This is a genomic window from Campylobacter sp. RM16190, assembly GCF_012978835.1.
Taxonomy (GTDB): Bacteria; Campylobacterota; Campylobacteria; order Campylobacterales; family Campylobacteraceae; genus Campylobacter_A.
The window spans coordinates 1-18,546 of the sequence record NZ_LIWS01000004.1 but is presented as its reverse complement, the minus strand read 5'-3'; the positions used below and the strand labels follow the sequence as shown (position 1 = coordinate 18,546).

Annotated in this window: 24 protein-coding genes; 20 read left to right on the top strand and 4 right to left on the bottom strand. The window is 37.7% G+C overall.

The window, feature by feature from the left end:
• The first annotated feature begins 16 nt into the window (after positions 1 to 16).
• From CDOM16190_RS05285 to CDOM16190_RS05250, 8 genes are read left to right on the top strand one after another with little or no spacing between them, the layout of a single operon-like run.
• Complete coding sequence (locus CDOM16190_RS05285; RefSeq protein WP_249934120.1) at positions 17 to 1,198, top strand: phage portal protein; 1,182 nt, start codon at positions 17 to 19, stop codon at positions 1,196 to 1,198.
• Entirely contained in the window at positions 1,179 to 1,739 is a 561-nt protein-coding gene (locus tag CDOM16190_RS05280) for an HK97 family phage prohead protease (RefSeq protein ID WP_170019199.1), read from the top strand. Before CDOM16190_RS05285 ends, CDOM16190_RS05280 begins: the two co-directional genes overlap by 20 nt.
• Positions 1,736 to 2,884, top strand: a complete 1,149-nt coding sequence (locus CDOM16190_RS05275; RefSeq protein WP_170019198.1) for a phage major capsid protein — start codon at positions 1,736 to 1,738, stop codon at positions 2,882 to 2,884. Before CDOM16190_RS05280 ends, CDOM16190_RS05275 begins: the two co-directional genes overlap by 4 nt.
• Positions 2,885 to 2,892: 8 nt before the next feature.
• Positions 2,893 to 3,132, top strand: coding sequence for a hypothetical protein (locus tag CDOM16190_RS05270; protein WP_170019197.1), 240 nt, complete (start codon positions 2,893 to 2,895; stop codon positions 3,130 to 3,132).
• Entirely contained in the window at positions 3,129 to 3,614 is a 486-nt protein-coding gene (locus tag CDOM16190_RS05265) for a head-tail connector protein (RefSeq protein ID WP_170019196.1), read from the top strand. Before CDOM16190_RS05270 ends, CDOM16190_RS05265 begins: the two co-directional genes overlap by 4 nt.
• Entirely contained in the window at positions 3,614 to 3,937 is a 324-nt protein-coding gene (locus CDOM16190_RS05260) for a phage head closure protein (RefSeq protein ID WP_170019195.1), read from the top strand. The genes CDOM16190_RS05265 and CDOM16190_RS05260 overlap by 1 nt, the downstream gene beginning before the upstream one ends.
• A complete protein-coding gene (locus tag CDOM16190_RS05255) occupies positions 3,921 to 4,472 on the top strand; it encodes an HK97-gp10 family putative phage morphogenesis protein (RefSeq protein ID WP_170019194.1) in 552 nt (183 codons plus the stop codon). The genes CDOM16190_RS05260 and CDOM16190_RS05255 overlap by 17 nt, the downstream gene beginning before the upstream one ends.
• Positions 4,463 to 4,795: a hypothetical protein gene (locus CDOM16190_RS05250; RefSeq protein WP_170019193.1), complete on the top strand. Its 333-nt coding sequence runs from the start codon at positions 4,463 to 4,465 to the stop codon at positions 4,793 to 4,795. Before CDOM16190_RS05255 ends, CDOM16190_RS05250 begins: the two co-directional genes overlap by 10 nt.
• Positions 4,796 to 4,815: 20 nt before the next feature.
• Here the strand turns inward: CDOM16190_RS05250 and CDOM16190_RS05245 are convergent, their stop codons facing one another.
• Positions 4,816 to 5,613: a Rha family transcriptional regulator gene (locus tag CDOM16190_RS05245; RefSeq protein ID WP_170019192.1), complete on the bottom strand. Its 798-nt coding sequence runs from the start codon at positions 5,611 to 5,613 to the stop codon at positions 4,816 to 4,818.
• Between the two features lie 153 nt (positions 5,614 to 5,766).
• Between CDOM16190_RS05245 and CDOM16190_RS05240 the strand changes: the two genes are divergently transcribed.
• A complete protein-coding gene (locus tag CDOM16190_RS05240; RefSeq protein WP_170019191.1) occupies positions 5,767 to 5,973 on the top strand; it encodes a hypothetical protein in 207 nt (68 codons plus the stop codon).
• On the opposite strand, the gene CDOM16190_RS05235 is transcribed toward CDOM16190_RS05240, so the two are convergent.
• On the bottom strand, positions 5,974 to 6,441 hold the full coding sequence (locus CDOM16190_RS05235) for a hypothetical protein (RefSeq protein WP_170019190.1): 468 nt from the start codon (positions 6,439 to 6,441) through the stop codon (positions 5,974 to 5,976). It lies immediately after the preceding gene.
• Positions 6,442 to 6,465: 24 nt separating this feature from the next.
• Positions 6,466 to 6,948, bottom strand: a complete 483-nt coding sequence (locus tag CDOM16190_RS05230; protein ID WP_170019189.1) for a hypothetical protein — start codon at positions 6,946 to 6,948, stop codon at positions 6,466 to 6,468.
• A 105-nt stretch (positions 6,949 to 7,053) separates the two neighbouring features.
• Between CDOM16190_RS05230 and CDOM16190_RS05225 the strand changes: the two genes are divergently transcribed.
• From CDOM16190_RS05225 to CDOM16190_RS05215, 3 genes are read left to right on the top strand one after another with little or no spacing between them, the layout of a single operon-like run.
• Entirely contained in the window at positions 7,054 to 7,530 is a 477-nt protein-coding gene (locus CDOM16190_RS05225; protein WP_170019188.1) for a hypothetical protein, read from the top strand.
• A complete protein-coding gene (locus tag CDOM16190_RS05220; RefSeq protein ID WP_170019187.1) occupies positions 7,530 to 7,847 on the top strand; it encodes a hypothetical protein in 318 nt (105 codons plus the stop codon). Before CDOM16190_RS05225 ends, CDOM16190_RS05220 begins: the two co-directional genes overlap by 1 nt.
• Before the next feature lie 2 nt (positions 7,848 to 7,849).
• Positions 7,850 to 8,158: a phage tail assembly protein T gene (locus tag CDOM16190_RS05215; RefSeq protein WP_170019186.1), complete on the top strand. Its 309-nt coding sequence runs from the start codon at positions 7,850 to 7,852 to the stop codon at positions 8,156 to 8,158.
• On the opposite strand, the gene CDOM16190_RS05210 is transcribed toward CDOM16190_RS05215, so the two are convergent.
• On the bottom strand, positions 8,145 to 8,387 hold the full coding sequence (locus CDOM16190_RS05210) for a hypothetical protein (protein WP_170019185.1): 243 nt from the start codon (positions 8,385 to 8,387) through the stop codon (positions 8,145 to 8,147). The two genes, CDOM16190_RS05215 and CDOM16190_RS05210, sit on opposite strands and share 14 nt — an antisense overlap.
• Positions 8,388 to 8,433: 46 nt before the next feature.
• Between CDOM16190_RS05210 and CDOM16190_RS05205 the strand changes: the two genes are divergently transcribed.
• The 8 genes from CDOM16190_RS05205 to CDOM16190_RS05170 all read left to right on the top strand — a co-directional run bounded on the left by CDOM16190_RS05205 (position 8,434) and on the right by CDOM16190_RS05170 (position 18,218).
• A complete protein-coding gene (locus tag CDOM16190_RS05205; protein WP_170019184.1) occupies positions 8,434 to 13,821 on the top strand; it encodes a coiled-coil domain-containing protein in 5,388 nt (1,795 codons plus the stop codon).
• A complete protein-coding gene (locus CDOM16190_RS05200) occupies positions 13,821 to 14,702 on the top strand; it encodes a hypothetical protein (protein WP_170019183.1) in 882 nt (293 codons plus the stop codon). Before CDOM16190_RS05205 ends, CDOM16190_RS05200 begins: the two co-directional genes overlap by 1 nt.
• Positions 14,702 to 16,237, top strand: a complete 1,536-nt coding sequence (locus CDOM16190_RS05195; RefSeq protein WP_170019182.1) for a hypothetical protein — start codon at positions 14,702 to 14,704, stop codon at positions 16,235 to 16,237. Before CDOM16190_RS05200 ends, CDOM16190_RS05195 begins: the two co-directional genes overlap by 1 nt.
• The gene (locus CDOM16190_RS05190; protein WP_170019181.1) at positions 16,237 to 16,719 is read left to right on the top strand and encodes a hypothetical protein; all 483 of its coding nucleotides are present in this window, start codon (positions 16,237 to 16,239) and stop codon (positions 16,717 to 16,719) included. The genes CDOM16190_RS05195 and CDOM16190_RS05190 overlap by 1 nt, the downstream gene beginning before the upstream one ends.
• A complete protein-coding gene (locus tag CDOM16190_RS05185) occupies positions 16,712 to 17,104 on the top strand; it encodes a DUF1353 domain-containing protein (protein WP_170019180.1) in 393 nt (130 codons plus the stop codon). The genes CDOM16190_RS05190 and CDOM16190_RS05185 overlap by 8 nt, the downstream gene beginning before the upstream one ends.
• A 116-nt stretch (positions 17,105 to 17,220) precedes the next feature.
• Positions 17,221 to 17,472: a hypothetical protein gene (locus CDOM16190_RS05180; RefSeq protein ID WP_169976237.1), complete on the top strand. Its 252-nt coding sequence runs from the start codon at positions 17,221 to 17,223 to the stop codon at positions 17,470 to 17,472.
• Positions 17,469 to 17,879 (top strand): phage holin family protein, encoded by a 411-nt coding sequence (locus CDOM16190_RS05175; RefSeq protein ID WP_211437418.1) that lies wholly within the window; start codon positions 17,469 to 17,471, stop codon positions 17,877 to 17,879. Before CDOM16190_RS05180 ends, CDOM16190_RS05175 begins: the two co-directional genes overlap by 4 nt.
• Positions 17,880 to 18,218, top strand: coding sequence for a M15 family metallopeptidase (locus CDOM16190_RS05170; protein ID WP_170019179.1), 339 nt, complete (start codon positions 17,880 to 17,882; stop codon positions 18,216 to 18,218). It abuts the gene before it with no gap.
• Positions 18,219 to 18,546 lie beyond the last annotated feature (328 nt).

Genomic DNA, 18,546 nt, shown 5'->3' with positions numbered 1-18,546 from the left:
CAAGGATTGGTGTTTGTTGAAATTTTTTAAAAACTTCTTTACTCCCCCAAAAACAAGGGGCGAAGCAGATGATATTTTTACAGCTACAACAAACGGAGTAAGTGTCAGCAATGAAAATGCACTGAAAATAAGCGCCGTTTATGCCTGTGTTAGAGCTATCTCAGAAACCATCTCAACTTTGCCATTTGAAATTTATCAAACAGACGGGAAGCAAAGAGTAATAGCGCAAAATCATCCAATAAGACCATTGATTAAAGTTGCACCAAACCCTAAAATGAATATTGCTCAATTCTTAGAAGCGTTGCTTACTTCTATGCTTTTAAGAGGTAACGGCTATATAAGACCGATAAGAGCTCGCAATGGACAAGTGCTACAACTTGATATTTTAGATGCTTCGCAAGTAAGTCTGCAAGAGCGAAGCAATGATGTCTATTTTCAATATACGGGTAAAGACGGCACATATAACTTTGGACTTGACGAGATAGTAAATATCCCATATTTCACACTAGACGGTATAACAGGCTTAAGCCCTATCGCCAAGTGCAGAAACGGCTTAGAACTAACACAAATTGCTGAAAATCACGGCAAAAGCTTCTTTTCAAACGGGGCATTCCCATCAGGTGTGATTGAAGTACCAACAGAGCTTAATCAAGAAGCTTACGACAGGATGAAAAACAGCTGGCAAAAGGCTTATAGTGGCGAAAATGCTTATAAAACAGCAGTATTAGAGGGCGGAGCGGCTTATAAAGGTATCTCAATACCAAACAAAGATGCACAATTTTTAGAGCTGAGGGCATTCCAAACTACAGACATCGCAAGAATGTTTAGAGTGCCGCCTCACATGATAGCAGACCTTACAAAAGCGACTTTTTCAAATATCGAACAGCAAAGTAAGGAATTTGCGGAATTTACCATTTTACCACTAGTTGTGAAGATAGAAAAAGCTCTAAATCATAGGTTACTAAAACCTAATGAGTGGGGTAATTTCTACTTTAAATTCAACATTAATGCAATTACTAGGGGCGATATGAAGTCAAGATTTGAAGCCTATAACCTAGGTCGCAATATGGGAGTTTATAGTGCAAACGACATAAGAGAGTTAGAAGATTTAAACCCTATCAAGAATGGGGATATTTATTTACAGCCTTTAAATATGAGTGAGGCTGGAAAGGGAGATAATGGACAAAATGACGCGTAAAGCGACTATTAGAGCAAGCAATGAAGAGACAAAATCTTTAACTTTTGTGATGATTAGTCGTGAAAACACTTGTAAAAGATTTGATTGGAATAATGGTAGATACTACAACGAAACACTAGACATCAATGGGGCAAGGTTTGATGAGTTAAAAACCATGTTTAAAGACCACGAACCAAGCGTAGATAATGCAATAGCAAGAGTTGAAAACATACGAGAAGAAGATGGCGAACTCTTGTGCGATGCAGTGTTTGCAAGCGATGATGATAGCCAAAAGATTTACAAAAAATATATTGATGGTGTGCTTAGTGATGTTTCCATAGGATACAGCATAAAAGAACAAAAACGAGAGAAGGGAGAGGATAGCATAGACGAGGTTTTAGTGACTGATTTTTCAATTCTTGAGCTGAGTGCTGTATGGAAAGGAGCCGACAAGGGTGCGAAAAAACGTGAAGAAGAGCAAATGGCGCAGATGAAGCAATCTGCTTATTATGAAACACAAAAAAGAAAATTAAATTTAAAAGAAAAGGAGATTGTTTTATGAACAAGCTACAACAACTTAGAGAGGAAGCAAGCAAATTACTTGCTGACATGAGGGGCATTTTGGCTACTGCGGAAAAAGAAAACAGATCTACTACGCAAGAAGAAAATGCAAAATATGATGCTATGGAGCGTGATTTCGATGCTAAAAAAGCTGAGATACAAAGATTTGAAGCGCTAGAAAAAGCTGATAAATTTATGGCATCTGCACCTGAATTTGAAGCGCAAAAAGGCAGTGTTAAAAGCGACGATGCTTACACTGAGAACTTTTGGAGATACATTAGGGGTGCAGAGTTTGAGAGAAACGCACTATCAACCACAGATGCTAACGGTGGATACACAGTGCCGAAAACATTTCAAACCTCCGTAATAGAACTCTTAAACAAAGAGTGCTTAATGCGTAAGCTTTGCTCTGTTATGACAACCGCAAATACAAACTTAATCCCTGTAGAGGCTTCTCGCCCTCAATTCGGATGGATACAAGAAGCAGCAGCATACCAAGAAACAGGTTTAACATTTGCCCAAATCCAAATCGGAGCGCATAAGGCAGGCGGTATTATCAAGATCAGCGAAGAGTTGCTCAATGATAGTGCTATCAACATCGAAGCTTATGTAAAAGGCAAGATGGTTGATGGATTAGCTCTTCTTGAAGAAGAAGCCTTTATCAAAGGTGATGGTAACAACAAACCAAAAGGGCTTATTACAGGAATTACTGCCGGTATAACCACCGGGGCTTCTGACAAATTTACAGCCGATGAAGTAATTGATATGTTCTACAGTCTAGCTGTCGGATATAGAAATCAGGCTACATGGCTAGTGTCTGATGTTTTTGAAAAAGAGCTAAGAAAACTCAAAGACAAAAACAATAGATACCTTTGGGAGGAAGGGCTTACGGTAGGTGCTCCAAACACTATTTTAGGTAGACCTGTTTATGTAAGTGAGTTTATGGATAATGAACTTTCAGCGGGCAAACAGCCTGCGATATTCGGTGATTTGAAATACTATCAAATTGCAGATAGAGGAGCAATGGGGCTACAAAGACTAAATGAGCTTTACGCTGGCAATGGTCAAGTAGGCTTTAGAATTTATAAGCGCACAGACGGCAAACTAACACTTGCTGATGCGGTTAAATCTTTCAAGATGAAATAAGGAACGTAATGTTTAATAGAAAAACTTATGCTCGAGGCGAATTAGTTGAGCTTGAAAATGATTTGACAGAGTGTGAAGCAAAAGCACGTGTTTTAGGCGAAGCATTGAACAACAAAATTTTATTTAGTATGTTCAATATAAATTTCACCGAAACGCGTGTGCTTATTCGTGATCTAGAGCAAAATCAAGACAAGCTAAACAAGTTAAAAGCCGAAATTCAAAGAATAAAAGCAGAGTTTGACCTATGAAGCTTGAAATAATTAAAAGGGGCGACGACCCCTTTTTAACTCTTGATGAAGTAAAAAACTGGTGTAGGGTTACAGGCAATGAAGAAGATTTAATTTTAAGCTCATTAATAACCGCAAGTGTTGATTTCTTTGAAGTCTATACAGGCAGAGTGCTAATCAATACTACTTTCAAATGTGAGTTTAAAAATGAGCCTATTGTATTGCCAAAAAGTCCTGTGATTAAGGTAATATCAGAGCTTCCAAACGGGGCGGCTTTAAAATGGGACTATCAAACATTAGAGATAGTCGGCGTTAATAGCCTAGAGGTTGAATTTGAAGCAGGATATACAAAGATACCTGAAATTATTAAGACTTGGGCGCTTAACAAAATATGCTCTTGGTTTGAAAACAGAGAAAATGTAGTTATCGGCACAATAGCCCAAGATTTACCAAGAAGCCATATTGATATTGTGCTAGATCAATTCAAAGTAAGGCGATTTTAATGAGAGCTGGCAGACTTAACAAGCTTATTAAAATATTCAAATTTGACCTTGTTCGAAACGAATATGGCGAAAAAGAGAAACAAAAAGTAGAAGTCGCTACAGCTTGGGCTAGTATAGATCCAATAAGCGCTAACGAGAAGTATTTACAAGCTAAAGAGCAAGCCGAAATAACTCACAAGATAGAGATTAGGTTTATAGAAATCAATACCTCTATGCAAATTGAATTTAACGATAGAGTATTTGACATCAAACAGGTCATTAACCCTCGAGAAAAGAATGAAAAATTAATAATTATGGCGGTTGAGAATGAAGTTAGAAGTTGATGGAATATATGATATTGTCGATGCAATATCTGAGCTTCCAAAACAAATTCAAAAGAAAGCCGCTCGCAAAGGGCTTCTTGAAATTGCCAAAGCTGTAAGAGATGAAGCTAAGGCTAGAGTGCCTGTTAAAACCGGCAATTTAAAAAGCCGCATAGAGGCGGTAGGCTCAAAAAGCAAGGTAAAAGGTGTCTTAAGAACTGCGACTATTGTGAGAAAAGACAAAAAACTAACTGAAAAAAATTATTATAGGCTTCTAAAGCTTAAGGGGACTAGGGCAAAAGAATTTAAAAAGCTCTCAAAGCAACAACAAAAAAAGGTTTTGAGGGCTAAGCAATTATATCTCACTGACAAATTTAAAGATAGCGAGCAACAAAAGAAAGCCCACGTATATTACGCTCATTTTATAGAGTATGGCACAATCAAACAAGCCGCGCAACCTTTTTTAAGACCTGCTCTAAAAGCAGTAGAACCTAAAATGGGCGAAATTATGCAAACTTACGTAGATGATTTATTAAAGGAGCAAGGGTGGTCTTAATAGAGCTAATAGACTTTTTAAAAGCAAATATGAATTTAGAGATTTACCCTCATGTTGTACCCAATGATGGCGAATATCCTTGTATGGTCTATCAAGTAGTTAGTGAGCTTGATAGAATAAGCCTTAATGCAGGCGGCTATCAGACAGATTTTTTAATTCAGGTAGATATTTATTCAAAAAGCTACAAACAGGCTCAAGAGTTAAAAGAGAAATTTAAAGAGGCTTTATACTCCTTCAATCGCCCGATCACAACACTGCAAATTACACAAACCAAAGACGAAGAATACTACCGAACAATGATTGAGTTTGAGATATTTATTTAGCCCCGATTAAGGGGCTATTATCATCTCAATATCTCATTTCTATCCATAAAGAAACGATCATCATCGCTAGCGTAAGCCATAACGGCACCAAGAGCTGTATATACAGGGTCTAAGTGTTTTCGTATCTTGTCAAGAGCTAAGATTGTTTCTGTAATTTTGTCTTGATTGTATTTGCGTTTGTCAATCTCTTTTTTAAGCTCATTTCTTTCTTTGCATACTGCCATATACTCGCTTGTTAGTCCGTTCCAGTCTTTAGCTAGTCCGTCCCAATCTCTTTTTAGCCTGTCATAATCTCTTTGCAACTCTTGATAAGATTTAGGCTGGGCTTTAGCGATAGCCAAATCACGGCGTAAAGATGCTATCAAAGCATTATGTTGCGTAATCTGCCCTTTATAACCCGCTATTTCTCTTCGATGTCTTTTCGCTTTATCAATCAAGCAAGCGTTAAGATTTGCTACTTCACTCACATATTTTTCAAACTTGAGCCTTTTTATCTCTTCCGCCATAGCATTGAAAGCTTTTATATACTCAACTTTGAATTTATAAGCCTTTTCGCCTGTGAAACCCATAGCGAGTAAAACGAAGCCGTCTTTAGTAATATGGTAAGCTTTCTGCTGCCTGTTTCTTTCGTCTATGTATGTAATCGGCTGAAAATTAAGCCGATTAAAATCATCTTGCGGCAAAGCCCGAATTTGTGCTAAAATATTCTTGTGATGTTTATCAAAAACTTCACTAATTTTTAAAGAGGTGGTGTGTGCTTGGTCGGCGACCACCTCAAACTCTACTTCTACTTCGTTGATAACAACTAAGTTACACATGTTTGATCCTTTGCTTGTGGTGAATTGGTTTTTAACTATTCATTAAAAACTTGATGTAATTTTACACTAAAAGTTAAAATATGTCAATAGTATTCTTAATATTAAGTTAATTTTTTTTAGATAAAATACACTAAGAGTTAAAAAAGGGCAAAAATGGATTATGATGATTTTTCAAACAGATTAAAAGAATTAAGTTTAACTAGAGATGATTTTGCAAAAATGGTCGGTATGAGCTACAACTCCGTTGCAAATTGGAAAGCAAAAGGCATTCCTAGTTGGGTGGAGCCCTTTCTGTATCACTACGAAAAGGGCAAAAATTTAGATGAGATACTGACGATAATTAAGAAGTATGACAAGTAACTATTGGTATTTTTTCATTCCTGAAATATCTATCTCTGCAATTTTTTGTTTACCAACAGCCGACTTATACTGAATTAAAAGAGTATTGCCTGATTTTATTTCTTGTAGTTGTTCTTGTGTTAAGTCAAATAGCCAACCAAAGTCATCAGCTACTTCCATTTGTGAAAAATAAGCTTTATTTTTATCCACTCTTATCACAATAGTTTGCATCCCGCTTTCATTGCGATGAAGATTTTCTGTGGCAAGAAAACTTATTGACGATAGTGTCATATCAACATCGGCAGCTTTTTTTATTGTATAGTCTGGCTTACCGTCTTTATCGATATAAAAAATAATACTTCCGTTGTCTTTATCTTCGCACGAAAAAGTGATATGTTTTTCATCTGTCATTTTGTCTATAATTTCATGCTTCCTGCACTCGCCAAATACCAACCCAGCCATTAAGGCTAACAATAATATTTTTTTCATAACAACTCCCAAAAAATGCTAAAATTAATAAAAATTCTTTAAGCTAGATATGTCAAATTCTATAATGTGTTTTTTATAATCATCGCCAAAAACAGCCCCGTATTGAATTAAAAGAGTGGTCGGAGAGTTGGATAGTTGATCGCTCAATATCTTTTCTTGATCAAAGTCTAAGTTTAACAAATCAATATCTTTTTCTGTTCTGTATATAATTGCGTGAAACTGTATTTTTGGGTTTTTATCTATTCTTATATCAACATAACCTCTCATTTCTCTTGGTGAATAGGCTGGTTTTTCGACTTTGTCTAGCATTATGGATTTGTCTTGGGCAAATTTAATGTTGTTTTCTGATCCGACTTTTGATAACTCAAAAAGAATTTTATTGCCGTTACTACTACACTCAACGTCACTTATAACAGCGTCTGTCATTCTATCGGTTTTTTGAGAAACAAGCTCGCAATCCCCAAACGATAGGCTTATGATTGCGCACAACAATAAAAACTTTTTCATAACAACTCCTTTATTTAATTTTACCATATTTATTATTACCTTTTTGACCCAATTCCCAAATTAAAACAGCTAGTATTGTCTCAAATTTACTTTTAAGGAGTGGCAATGCCAGCAGTTTCAACAAGCCCTGACTATACAGGGTTAAGCGTTAAAGTCGCCAAGCTAAGCGAAAACTCAAGTTTTCCAACAACGGTTACTACATCAAAGGCAGTAGGACATTTAGAAGACTACCCAACAGTAGTAGAAGCTACAAGAGAGGTTAAAAAATACAAGCCTATCAACGACAAAGATTTTTCACAAATTGTATCGACAGGAAGTATTGAATATGGCGCAATGAGTGCAACAGTGCTTTATGATCCATCAGGCGCAGAAGGGGTTAATGAGTTGCAAAAAGCATTTAATGCTAATGAAAACATAGGGCTAGTCATAGAGTTAAATAATTCAAAGGGTGCAAATGGCACTACATACTTATTTACTGTAAGGCTATCTAAATTCGTAATCAAAGGCGAAAAAGACGGCAAGGCACAAGCAGAATTTACGGCTGAGGTTATCGGCAATCCAACCGTCAAGGAGGCTGCATAATGTTAAATCTTGAAAGCATAAAGCAGTCTGTTTGCACTGACGAAAAAGTAGTAAAAATAAAAGCTTGGGGCGGGGAGGTCAAAATTCGCCCTCTAACCATAGCAGAGAGAATTAAGGCGACAGAAGTATTTCAACAATCAAGTGAAACAACTAACGTAAAGATAGTTGATGTTCTTGAGGCGCAAATACTGACAGCTCACTTTGCTTTGGTGGAGCCAAAACTTAGTATAGCGGAAATTAAAGAGTTGCCAGAAGAAGCATACGCAGGGATTAGGCAAATTTCCGAAGAGGTGGAGAAGCTTAACGCAAAAAAGTAGATATGGGGGATGATGATGTGAGGTTTAGATTTAAACTGGCCTCACATCTTGGTATTCCAAACCCTTTTTTGCTTGATCATATCCTAACAGAAAGCGATTTTAGAGCTTGGGCTGACTACCTCAGAGTAGAGCCTTTGCTCGCAGACAGAGCAGAGCTTCAGCTTGCACTGCTTATTTCAAAAGTGCATAACATCTTCGCTAAAGAGCCTTTGCGCTATGAGGATTTTATGATCACTTCAAGAAAAAAGAAAAGTAAAAAAGAAGAGTTTGAGGAGAAGCTAAGAAGTGCTTTTGGACTTAATAAAATCTAGCGTTAAGATATTTTTTCAAATCATCTTTTGTAAGATATTTCAAGTCCTCAACATAAAGGGTTTTACCCTTTTCTTTTTGCTTCATAACCCATTTAAGCTCGTTAATTTTATTTTCACAAAGTTTTTGTGCTTTGTTTGCCTTAAGAAATGGGCGAAAGAACAAGAAATAACAAATAAAAAGAGCCAATATAAAACTTATAGTGCTAGAACTAAAATCAGCATAAAGCATTTTGTCTCCTTTTTTTATTTAATTATACCAAATTTAGAGAGAAGTTATGGCTAGAAGTGTAAAACAAAAATATGAATTTGATGCAAGAGACGGTATATTAAGTCTTGATAGGCTTATGCAAAAATTCCAAGCTTTCGGCAAAGCATCGGATAGCACACGAAAAACTATTGATACTCTAGCTCACTCAGCACAGGCTTTAACAGGGGTCTTTAGTGCTATAAACTTCGGAGTTGATAGGTTTTCAAATGTAGCAAATGCTGTTATAAAAGCAAATTCAGAGATCGAGCAGCTAAAAACATCACTAACAGGACTAATAAGCGTAAGCCATTCAAACGTTTCCAGTATGGGCAAGATGCTCAATGTCCAACAAAAATGGGTCTTATCTACTAAAAAAGCGGAAGAAACACTACAAAGCCTAAATAAAATAGCCAGCAAAACATCATTTAGTCTAGATCAAACTTCACAAATGTTTAAGGCTTTTTACTCCACTGCAAGCGGCAATCTAAGCTTAAAACAAAGCATAGAAGCCTTTGAGGGGCTGGCAAACATGGCGTCTGTTGTTGGCATAAATGTAGAGCAGATGATCCGAACACTTGACGGAGTAGGCGCTGGCAAATGGACTTCAAGCGAATTAACAAGATTTTTAGAGGGTAACTTAGGGCTTACAAAAGAATTAGCTCAAGAGGCTATTAAGAGTGGTAAATACTACGAGCTCTTGATGGACAAACTAAAAGAATTTAACGAAATATCTAAATTTAGCGCAAATACTTACGAAGCATCAGTAGCAAGATTAAAAAATGAATTTAATGAGCTGGCTAAGGTTGTCGGGGCTCCAATGTTTGAAGGGTTAAAAGACAGCCTTAATACCACAACCAAGCTATTAGAAGAAAACAGAGAAGCAATAGCCAAAGTTGCTAATTTTTCAATTGAAGCAGGAAAACATTTAGGGTTTTTAGCCGGGGCTTTTGTAGCGGTAAAAGCATCAACATTGGCTTACAGCGCCGCTATGGGAGGGGCTAAGTTAATAAGTGAGGGCTTCGGTCTAATAACAAAAGCCAACATCACGTCTTTGAGCGCTTTAAATGTAGCTTTAAAAGGAACTAGCGCAACTTTTAAGACATTTTTACCAACTGCCTTAGTTTTTGGTGGGTTTGAGATACTTCTTAGGTTCTTTGATGACAGCAAAAAAGGGGCGGATGCCTTAACGGAGTCCATAAAAAAGACTAATGAAGAGTTGTCGAAATTAAGTCAGCACGAACGCAACAGAATGATTAATGACATTAATGATCGACGTAGAGAGCTGGATGCCAAAGAAAGAGAATTGACTACAAAGTTAAAGACAGGTTCTTTTTTCTCGCCTTTTCCTCCACAAGGCAAAGAAAGAACTGCTATCCTAGGCGACATAAAGGCTATTGAACGTAAGCGTTTAGAACTTGATGCAGAAATAAGACGTATTGAAAAAATCAACGAAGATGCGCTTAACTCATCAAAAGAAACTGCTAATAAATTTGGCGACCTAATAGCAAATTTAAACGATAAATATAAAAATACAACAATATTGGCAGATTTAAAAAAAGAGCTTGCAGATGTCAATGCAGATTTAGAAAATCTTAACAAAGAAAAAGCAAAAAATACACAAGAAGAGCTACAACAAGAAGAAACTAGACAACGATTATTAAAAGCCAGAGAAGAGATTACGAAAAAAATCAATAACTTTAACAAGGAATATGTTAAAGGATTGGATGAGATAAAAAGCGCCCTTAAAGAAATTAATGAGGTGTATTTTGCGGAAATCGAAAAAAACACGCAAACCGTTATAGATAAATATAACAAAATGATAGATTTGGGCATTTCTAAAAAAGAAGCACAAAAATTCTTAGATGCAAACTTAAGCAAAATTTCACAAGAACATTTAAAAAGAGCAGAAGAAAACGAAAAAGAGATTATCAATAAACAACTTGATTTAAGAAGCGAATACTATAAAACCATAGGAGAGTATGAAGAGGCTTGGCAAATAGAAAAAGCCAAACTTGAAGAAAAATATCAAAAATTAATATTTGAAAATGGCGAAAAGCTAACAACAGAGCAGTTTAAAAAATTACTTGAAATAGAAAAAAAGAAATTTCTAGCCCCTTTTGTAAAAAATGCAAACTCAGCATTTAAAGACATAAAAGGCTCTTGGGCTGATACCGTTTCTACTATGTCAAAGACCGTAGAGGATGGCTTCTTTAACCTCTTTATGAGAAAAACAAAAGACCTAAAGAGTGCGTTAAAAGACATAGGACAAGGGCTATTTAGGGATATGATAAGTCCTTATGCCAGAAGTCTATCGCAAGGCTTATCGGGCAGTTTTGGTGCATTGCTTGGCGGTGGGTCGAATCTCGCTAGCATCGCATCAAATCTCGGCTTAGCCAAAAACGATAGCGGTGGCTGGATAGGATCGGTCAGCGGCACTACGGTTGAGCTTTCATCCACTGGGCAAATTTTACGCGGTGCGGACGCTTTAGATAAGGGCACAACAAATTTATTAGGCTCTATCTCGAATTTAAAAACCGCATACTCTGCATTTACTGGACTATTTGAGGGCGGATACTCAGGGTTTGTATCCAACCTCACTTCAAACCCGGCTCTAGCCGCTAAAGGCTGGCTAAATGGTTTGGGATATTCTAAACTAGGCACCGCTGTATATGATTTTGGAGCAGGAGCACAAGGCGTGCTAACTAATAGCTCTATGCCCGCATACTTTTCTACAGGTGGAACCGTAAGTCCATCATATGTGGCAGGCGGTGCTTTCGCTGGTGCGGGTATAGGCTATGCCGCTGGAACTTTAGGAGACTGGCTTACAGGCACACAAACCAAAGCGGGCTTAGGCGGGGCAATCGGTGGCGGTATAGGTGGCGGTCTTGCTTCAGCTGGGCTAATAAGTAATCCTGTAGGCTGGGTAATAGCTGCGGTTGGTCTTGTCATAGGATCATTTATATCAAAAGCTAAACAAACTGACGCGGGATTGTTTTTAAGAGCAGCGATAGGTGCAGCACTTGATGAGAAGATAGACACAGGCGATATTCAAAAATACACCGAAAAAACAAAAAAGAACTGGTGGCGAAAAAAAGTAAGCTGGGAGTATGATGCCTTAGATGCAAAAACAGCCGCACTATTAGAACAAAGTACAAAAGCGGTGCAAATGTCATTACGTGGCATAAGTGCTACCAACGGACTAGTCTTAAGCGCAGGACACTTTAGCGCAAATTCTTTCTTAAACGAGAACTTGGCACTAGGGGCTCTAAGCAGTTTTACGGGTCTAGCTAGAAATATTGCATTGGAAGACTCTCATAGAGCTACTATTAAAAAATGGAATTTATCTAATATTTTTGTGGGTCCCGGCTCAAAAAAAATATTTGACAAGGCTGGCAAACTAATATCAAACACGCTTGGAGACAAAGCCGAAAAACTTCTAAGAAAAGGTGCTTTGATTGGTGGCTATGGAATGGCTCCACAACTAGGGCTAATTAACAAAACCGATGATATAGCCAAAACTCCAGCGCAAATTGAAGCCGAAAATGCTCGCTTAGTTGAAATGCGAAAAAGCTTTGAGGCTTACGCTAAAGAGCAGAAAAAACAAGTATTAGAGGTAATAGTTGAGAGCCTAAATACTGTCAATCAATCAGTAATAGACATAGAGTTGAGTGATTTAAAAAACCCTATCTTAAAAGCGGCAGTATCAGTTGAAAAAGCGATTGATGCATTTAGTTTAGCGACCGACAATTCATTTGGCGAGATAGGTGATATTCTTCAGGTTTCAGCCGAGAGTTTCAAAAATAAATACCTAGAAGCCCTAAGAAGCGATTTCACAAAAGAAAATGTTGATAAGTGGAATGCCGCTAAAATAGCATTTGATGCGGCTAGAAAAGCCCAAGAAGACTATACGAAAGCGGTTATATCATTCACTCAGCAGATAGCGGGTATTCAAGCGGGTTTTTATGGAGCTAATAAGATAGATACAACTTTCTTAGGGCTTCAATCAATCTACAGAAGATTTAATACCCTACTTGGCGGACTAAACTACGACATAAGCGATAACCAAAGAAAAGAAGTAGCTAAATTTGGAAGTGCTACCGATATTCACAGCTGGAGCAAATATCTACTAAGTCTAAGCTCGGATCAAATGCAAGTGTTTTTAAGTGAGGGCAATACCGAACTAAGACAAGAGCTTGTAAAAGTCTTAACCGAGCATAAACAAGCCATAGATGCAAGTGGTGGCAAAGAGGGTTGGATTAAGTCTTTAGTCGAATTAGAAGCTCTTAACAAGCAGATTGCAGGGTTAAAGCTTGCCGAACAAGCCGAGAAGACTCTGCAACTACAAAGAGAGCAATTAAACGTCTTAAATTTACAAAAAAACGTAATCGAAAAGCTAGGCGGTATAGCGCAACGCATAAGAGATAACGTGATTGACCATAAAACAAGCGGAATAAACTATCAATTCGCCTTAGAGCGTGCGCGTGTAGCTTGGAATAATAAAGACTACAGCTCTAAAGCCTTTGATAATCTATCAAATGCCGCCAATCATCAACAGCAATACTTTAAAGATACAGCCAAGACATACGAAGAATACAAGCTCAATATGTTAAAAATGGCGGGCGAGATAGAAGCAATATCGGATCGCACAACGCTTGATGATATTAATAAGTCAATTAAAAAACTAGAAGACTTATTAAATATCGGTAACAAGACGATTGAAAATCAACTAGCGGCGCTTGAAGCTCAACGACAACAATTAATCCAAAACTCTAAAAATGAGATTAGCGAGCTTGATAGATTGTTAGGTAATTCAAGCCCTATGGTTAGATATTTAAGAGATGTTTTGACATCACTAAGCAAAGACGCTAACGGCAATACGCCTAAACTGCCTGATTATTCATCGGGCAAATCTCAAGTAGATAATAGAATAACTACTGCAAACGGGGCTTTATTACTGAGTGATCTTGACAAGCAAATCAATCAAACATACTTGTCTTCACTAGGCAGAAGCGTAGAGCAATCAGGCTTAGAGTTTTGGCGAAACAAGATAAATGCAGGGCAAATGTCTATTACCCAACTAGCGGGCGAACTGATTAAAAGCGCTATTGCAATTACAGGGTCAAACAATAAATCGGATTGGATTGAGTGGTATAAATCCAAAGGCTTTAAACCGTTTGCTGATGGTGGCATAGTTACAAGACCTACGGCGGCACTTATAGGCGAAGCAGGCTATCCTGAAGCCGTTTTGCCACTTGACGGCCGAACGCTTAAGGTAGATACCGACAACAAAGAGCTGGAAAGACTTCTAAGAGAAATTGTTTATCTATTAAAAACACAAGGCAAAGATATGAAAGAACTAAATTTGAGCTTCCAAAACGTAACCGATGGCGATAAGCTATTTACAAAGGCCATGTAATGACATTAGTTGAAAAAGTGCCCTATACAATAGTTTCCAACAACGCCAAGCTCGACAATACGCCTACTTGGCAAAGCGGAACCGCTTACGTTTGGGGGCAAAAAGTAATCTATAACAACAAAATTTACACTTGTGCCGTAGCTAATTCGGGCACAACTTCGCCCGATAAAAGTATAAACGAGTGGGCTGAGACGGGAAATACAAACCCTACTAAATTTCAAGACGACATAGTAAATACGCAGACTGAAAACGGACAGGACAATTTAGAGATCAAGATTAACATCGATAACAATTTCGTAAACGCAATTGCATTTTTTAATATGGACGGCAAAAAAGTGTCAATTTACGATAGAAACAGCATTTTATTATATGAAAAATCACTAACCACAAGAGACGTAGTAAACACTTGGTGGCAGTATTTCTTCGGCGGGGCGTTTACGTTTATAAACGATGTTTGGCATCTCTCCGACCTAGATTTAAGCGGAGAGATAAAAATGGTAATAGAGCCGAATGAAAAGGGGGCAAATTTAGGACATCTTGTCGTAGGTAAAAAACGCTTTTTAGGGCATACCTTATATGAGCCTAGTATTTCAATCCTTGATTATTCTAAAAAGATTATAGACGATTGGGGCAATATAAGAATAAGAGAAGGTAAAACCGCCAAATACGCAAGCGTAAGAGTTGTGATGCCTACGGGGCAAGTAGATAGCAATCAAAAAATCTTAGCTAGAAATGCAGGTAAATTGTGCTTATTTATAGGCGACGAGAGAGATAAGGGATTTGAGAGCCTATCGATTTTCGGACTTTATAAAGATATGGAAATGGTTATACCCAATGCAGATATGAGCGAGTTAGATATAAATTTAGAAGGAGTAATTTAATGGCGGACATTTCACAAATAACACAAGAATTGACGCAGTTTGGACCGGCACCGGATAGCCTTGAGCCTGCAACATTTAATCAAAGGGCGGACGCTACGGTAAAACATCTTCACACGCACGTAACAGAACAAAACGAAGTAGTGGAGCAAACAAATCAAGTAATCGCAGAGCTAAATACAAGAGCGGCGGATATTGATAGCAAATACGACGAGATAGTCGAAAAGCACGCCGACTTCATCCCGAAATACAAAGATGCGGTAACCAAGCACGGTCAAATAGAGACTATGCACACAGAAATAGAAAACAATACTTCTCACGTAGAGACTCGAAAAGGCGAAATTGATGCGATAAAAACACACATCGATGAGAGAAAAAATCAGATTGATACAGACCTTGCTACGGCAAAATCGTATATCAACGAGCAGAACAATGTTATAAACGATATGAAAACCTCTGCCGTTTCCACATGGAGTAGTGAGAATTTGCAGAACAAATTTGACGCTAAAGTAGGTATTGCAGACGATACTGTGACAATTAACAACCTTAAAATCTCAAAAGAAAAAAACATAACTCCAGCAAATTCAAATTCTGAAATTCTTTTTAGGGCTAATTCTAGTGAAGCCTTTAATGTTGTGGATATAAACAAGCTCTATGCGGACACCCTAAAGGATATGATGAAAGAGGATTTTGTTTTTGAAGCTTTATCTTTTTCATATGAAACCATTAAAACATTTCCATTAACGTATTCGCCTAGTTACAAAAAATTCCCAAATGGTGATATGGTATTTTTTCAAAATAATCAAGGCAACATAAATTTGGCAGTAGTAACGCAAACCCTAGAAATTTCTAGTCTATCTCTACCGATAAATACAAAAAAAGTTAAGAGAGGTATAAACGGCAGTGAGATAGAGATTTTTGCAATAGGCGGCACAAATTTTGATATTCTGTTTAAATTGGTTTCGCTAGATGACGGTATTACTAAGACTTGGCAACAGATAAATAACACAGTAGATGGACAACCGGTCTGCTTTAAGTATGACAGCTTGTCATTTAATGGACTGGTTGGCATTATAGCTGATATAAATAATACAGGATACCACCCATGCATTCTTAACCCTGACGGGAGTTGGGAGAAAAAAGCTAGAGCTACTCGCCCTGGCGGAACAAGTATTTACACTATTAGTGGGCAAAATCATAGACCAGACGGCTATTTGACACGCACCGAGCCTTATTATGATGTCGGTTATGGTTATGTTTCTTACGGACAATCAACTTCCGCTCTTTATGACGGCATAAGTGGCGACCCGGATCTTAGCGGCATGCTTCTTTTTAGCTTAAATAGTATAAAAATGAGTGAGACAAAAATAAAGACAAAGAAGGGACTTTTTAACCTAGATATTGCACTAAACATAAGCGCTTTTGACCATAAAATGGGTAGAGGGCTTAGGCTTGATGATGGCAGGTGGGTATGGATTGGCTATAACAAAATAGTCCAATTTAACCCTCGTTTCTTCAAATACTATGGAGTAGAATAATGAACTATCAATATGAGAAAATACAAAACGGACAATACCGAATTTTTGGCAGGGATTACAACACAATCCACCTATGCACGAAAATGGAAGCCGAACAAATTGTCGCAAAACTAGAGGCACAGCGGTTGCAAGAATTAAAGAAGCTAAAAATAGGAGATTTAAACGAGAATATCAATGCAGTTTACAAAGCCTATCTAGAGAAATACCCGGACGTAGAAGTCCGGACATTTGAAGAAAAAGCCAAAGAGAGCTTTCTTGTCAAAAAAGACCCGAATACTCCTTGCATAGACACCCCTTTGCTTTGTAAGCTTACGGCAAACGGAACGATAGAAGAAAGAAACATCCTAGCCGGGCAGGTATTTGAAAAAGTAATTGAAAACGCCGCTCTTGAAAAGTGGGGAGTGGTGACAAGAGATGCTATCAAGGCGGCTGAAAATGAAGAAGCCTTAAACGCTATCAGTATCGAGGTGCCAAGTGTTTAGAAACGATTTAGTGGTCACTCACTTAGTCGGCACCGGCTCGTATCGCTTAAAAGAAGCTTTGATTTATGCAGGCTCTGATCTTGTAGTGATACCAGAGGGCTTTATATTTGACGGCGCGAGTGTGCCACAGCTCTTTACAAATTTGTTTCCTAAGAGTGGCGCAAGGTATGACAGGGCGGCTTGCCTGCACGATTGGCTCTATGCAACACAGACCACTACAAGAAAAGAGGCTGACGACCTCTTTCTAGAAGCTATGAAAGCTGACGGAGTAGGAACGATAACACGCAGGACGATTTATAGAGCGGTGCGTATGTTTGGCTGGAGTGCATGGAATAAGGTTAAAAAAGATGAAGCTAATAAGCTTGCTGTTAGTCTTCCTGCTTAGCGGTTGTGTAGGCATCGTAACAAAACATGACTACACTTATGAGGAAGCTTACAAAATGGGTAAAGTCGCCTTTTATGGGCTGGGGTTTGTTTACAGATTTTATGAAAGGAAAAGTTGTGAAAGAGTTGATGATAATAGTAGCGGTATCACTAGCAGCAGGCATATTATTGAGCGGATGTCAAGGTGCGATTACGGGACATCAATATACCGATGATGAAATTTTAAAAATAGCCAGTTTTAGTGGCGAGAGTATAGATAGGGTTAAATTTGCTCTTAAAAATCCACAAGATGTAAATTTAACCGAACTTGCTAAATCTCTTGAGCGCATAGATCAAGCAAAGAAAGAGATAAGGGAAATAAAAAAGTGAGTGATAAAGTTTGGGATTTTCTTATAGGCTGGAGCATTCCGATCTATGTTGTGTTTTTATCTGTTTGGGCTGGCACCGCTCACACAATAAGACGCATAAGACAAAGAGAAATCCCTCATTTTTCAATACGTGAGTGGGTAGGCGATATTGTTATTAGCTCTCTCATTGGAGTTCTTACGTTTCATTTGTGTAGATATGCAGGCGTAGATAATATGCTAATGGCTGTTTATGTCGGTGTAGCTTCACATATGGGTACAAGAGCATTATCGCTATTTGAGAGGATATTTTCAGCGTGGATTTGTGTTGCACTTGAAAAAACTATCAAGAAATTTTTACCTGATTTTACTCTTAGAGAGCCACCGACATACGATCAACAAGAAGAAGCTAAAAAGAAATTGGAGGAATAAATGACACTAGGACAACATCAAGAAGCATTCAGTAGAGATTTTGCTAAGCTGCTTAATCATCTACACGATAACGGATACGAAGTAAGATGCGGAGAGCTTGAAAGAACTAAAGCCCAACAAGAGATTTATTTCAAAGAGGGCAAAACCAAGACAATGAATTCCAATCATCTAAAAAGGTGTGCGGTAGATTTGCATATTTTCCAAAATGGAAATTGGCTAACAGCAAAAGCCGACCTACAAGAAGTCGGCGATTTTTGGGAGAGTTTAAGTCCTGAAAACAGATGGGGTGGCAATTTCAAATCTTTTATCGATACACCACACTTTGAAAGAAATGTATAAAAGTGTGCCAAAAAGAATTTTAAAGTCTTGCATATTAACCCTATAATAGGTTGATATGTAAAACTTTAAGTGTGCCAAAAGTGTGCCAAGAGCAGTATATAAAAGTAGTTTTATTTTTATATACTTTGATATACTATTTTTTATCAAACACCGACACCTTGCTAGTTTGTAGTTGTTAGTATATAATAAACATATTTTCTTATAATACTACGTTTTTAACCTAATTTTAAAATTTAAAAGTGTATAATCACATTTCTTTTTTAGGTGGTTGGATAGCTCAGTCGGTAGAGCAGCAGACTGAAAATCTGCGTGTCGGCAGTTCGATTCT